The sequence below is a fragment of the Veillonella sp. genome (genome assembly GCF_015058545.1).
Taxonomy (GTDB): Bacteria; Bacillota; Negativicutes; order Veillonellales; family Veillonellaceae; genus Veillonella_A.
This window is the reverse complement of sequence record NZ_SVCB01000125.1, coordinates 1-3,063: the sequence shown is the minus strand read 5'-3', so window position 1 is coordinate 3,063 and position 3,063 is coordinate 1. Positions and strand designations below refer to the sequence as shown.

Annotated in this window: 2 protein-coding genes; both read right to left on the bottom strand. The window is 42.7% G+C overall.

Annotation, left to right across the window (positions count from 1 at the left end; all coding sequences use genetic code 11):
• Positions 1–244: 244 nt before the first annotated feature.
• Positions 245–1,417, bottom strand: a complete 1,173-nt coding sequence (locus tag E7204_RS08045; protein ID WP_295183386.1) for a multidrug effflux MFS transporter — start codon at positions 1,415–1,417, stop codon at positions 245–247.
• A gap of 202 nt (positions 1,418–1,619) precedes the next feature.
• Entirely contained in the window at positions 1,620–2,738 is a 1,119-nt protein-coding gene (locus E7204_RS08040) for an OmpA family protein (RefSeq protein ID WP_295183383.1), read from the bottom strand.
• Between the last annotated feature and the right edge of the window lie 325 nt (positions 2,739–3,063).

The following is a 3,063-nucleotide window of genomic DNA, read 5'->3' as shown; positions in this document are numbered from 1 at the left end:
TTTAATTCTTTAGCAGTTGCATGGAATCCCCATCCACGCTCAAATAGACAGTAAACTTTTTCTTTAATTTCTTTAGAATACTTTGCCATAAAAAAACTGCACCTCCAAAAATTGTGTCCAATTTTTGGGGTGCAGTTCACATGTATGTGTGTCTATTACATTTTACTCTTTAATGCAATTCCTGTCAATAAAGTATGAATAAAAAAAGACCGACAAATCTCGAATTATAGGTTTATGTCAACAACTAGTCCATTTCGTTAATTAACACTTTCATACTCATTAAGGATGCCATGTGCTCAACTACCACCAAGACAGCTATAGGCCACATGCTATTACCGCCGCCGATACCTACAAGCGGCGACGCTACGGCGCCGGCTACGAAAGAAATAACACCGAGCCAACCGGAAGCACTGCCGGCCATCCCTTTATGAGCATTCATACCGCTGGAAAAGCTGAGCGGTAAGGTACAACCGCAACTGAAAATAACGAGTGCCAAGGCAATCATAATAAACCACGGACTTGCAGGCTCTACAGCCGCAATAAGCAATAAGACGACACCGATAAGGACGCCCCCTACATTGCCCCACCACAATACAGTACGTTCGCCAAGACTCTTACTGAGGCGTCCGAAAATCTGGGCCCCCAAGGCTAAACACCCGGATCCGACGCCAAAGAAAATACTGAACTCGGTAGGCGTAAAACCGTACAAACCCTGCATAATAAACGGGGATGCCCCGATATAGCCAAAAAGCCCCATGGAGGCAAAGCCCTGCACCAAAAAGTAGCCACGATAGTTTTTATTATTCCACAAGGCTACCATATTGCGAAGCGATTCTGTTAAACCGCCTTGCAAGCGTTTCTCTACGGGCAATGTTTCCGGCAAAGTTGTCATGGACCATACAGCGCCGATAATACCGCACGCCGTTAATAACAAGAAAATGGCCTCCCAATTCCAATATTGTAATAACAGCCCACCAATGACAGGCCCCGCAATCGGCACGACCGATGTAATGAGTACCAACAGCGAAATAAAACGAGTTAACTCATTACCCGAATGGGTATCACTGGCGATAGAACGACTCAATACGATGCAGCCGGCGCCGGCCACACCTTGCACAAAACGCCATACGAGAAACTCCGCAAGCGTTGTAGCGGTGCCGCATAAAAATGAGGCAATAGCAAAACCCACGAAGGATACCATAACCGGCTTACGACGCCCTACGCCATCACTCCAAGGTCCGATTAAAATTTGCCCCAAGGCCAAGCCGATTAAACAGGTTGTCAAGCTGAGCTGCCCGCCCGATGCGGTAGTCCCCAAATCACGAGCAATCGCCGGTAGTCCGGGTAAATAAATATCCGTACTGAGCGGCCCGATAGCGGCCATGAATGCAATTAATACGATAACAAATGTATTCATAAATAATCACCTCTCAATTTCGGTTATTCCGGTTAGCAGTTAAGCTCATCCGAATAAAAATATGTGTATCCGTATAACTCAACCCAAAAGGGAGTCCTCTGCGAGGACTCCCTGTATATGTTCATAGGACATATGTTAACTGCTAACATAATCAGTGTAACACAAATTACACAAATTATAAACCGATTTTTCAGTGATTCAATTATTTATTTTCCCAAATGTCTACACGACGGTTGTCGGCGCGACCTTGGTCGGAGTCATTAGAAGCTACCGGATCATTTTCACCTTTGTAGTTAAGTACTAACTGGGATGCCGGTACACCTTGGCTCTGAGCATAAGCGGCTACATTATCAACACGACGTTGGGACAATGCATTGTTGTAACCGTCAGTACCGCGAGAATCGGTATTACCTACCAATTTGAAGGTATGAGTAGGGTTAGCTTTGGCTACTTGTACAAAATGATCTAATTTAGATTGTTCAGTGCTAAGCGGTTGATCTTCGTCAAAACCGAAGTGAACACTTTCTAAGTAGTAATCATTGCGTACCGGTGCCTGTTGTACTACCGGTGCAGCTTGAGGCTGTGGTTGCGGACGGTAAACAGGTGCTGCCGGTTGTGGAGCCGGAGCTTCGTCACGGTCAGCGCCGAAACGATAAGAAAGACCGGCAATGAAACCTTTGTAGCTGATATTAGCATCATCAGCCGCATCATAATAACCTTTATCTACAAATTTAGTGTTTACATAGCGATACCCGGCGCTTACATCTAAGTCAGGTGTGATGCTGTAACCAAGACCGGCTTCCCAAATAGTAGTATTTTTAGTACCGATAGCAGCTTTGCCATAGACATCCAATTTGTCGGTAAGCGGTGCTTTACCAATAATACCGATTTGAGCTACATTATTTGTTAAGGATTCGCTAATATCATCAGAAGTAAACTTGTTTTTAATGCGATTATAACCTGCATAGGCTGCAAAGTTTTTATTGATAGAGTAGAGTGCATTTACTTCTTGAGCATTGCCATCAGTGCCAAGACCATCGGTTTCACTGCTACCTTTAGTTTTTAAGCCATAGTAATTATATTGAACAGCCCATTTGTCATTCAAACCGTAGGTAAGACCACCGGTGAAATTCCATTTATCATTGGTAGTTCCATCGCCACCTTCACCATCCAGCTTATCATAATTGACACTGGCTTCAGTGTTCCAAGCCCCCAAATCAACTTGCCATTGACCTTCTTGCCATTGAGTTTGTGGTGTAGCAAAAGCTGCGGATGTTACGGTCGCCGCTGCGACTGCTAATAATAATGCACGTTTCTTCATAATATCTCCTCTTTTCTAGAACTTTCTCAATATTTTTAAATATTATATTTATAAGTCTATTATAGATTTTTTTCGATATAAAATCAATAGGATTTTAATGAATAAAGGATTAAAGCGAAAATATAATATTCCAATGATTTAATAAAAGTTTCAGATAAAAAAAGAAACCCCACAAACCGAGGTTTTGTAGTGACCCCAAAAAGTTAGACTTTTATTTCCGAGAAGCCTGAATAGGTTTCTCGGAATTTTTTATGCTACTGTATTCTTTAAGCGATACTTTACCGGACTTAGCCAATTCAACTTCTCTTTTATTCGTTTTTCATTG

Bases quoted from the DNA above. Each gene is read 5' to 3' on its own strand.
- E7204_RS08040 (WP_295183383.1), bottom strand. From the start codon at position 2,738: ATGAAGAAACGTGCATTATTATTAGCAGTCGCAGCGGCGACCGTAACA.
- E7204_RS08045 (WP_295183386.1), bottom strand. From the start codon at position 1,417: ATGAATACATTTGTTATCGTATTAATTGCATTCATGGCCGCTATCGGG.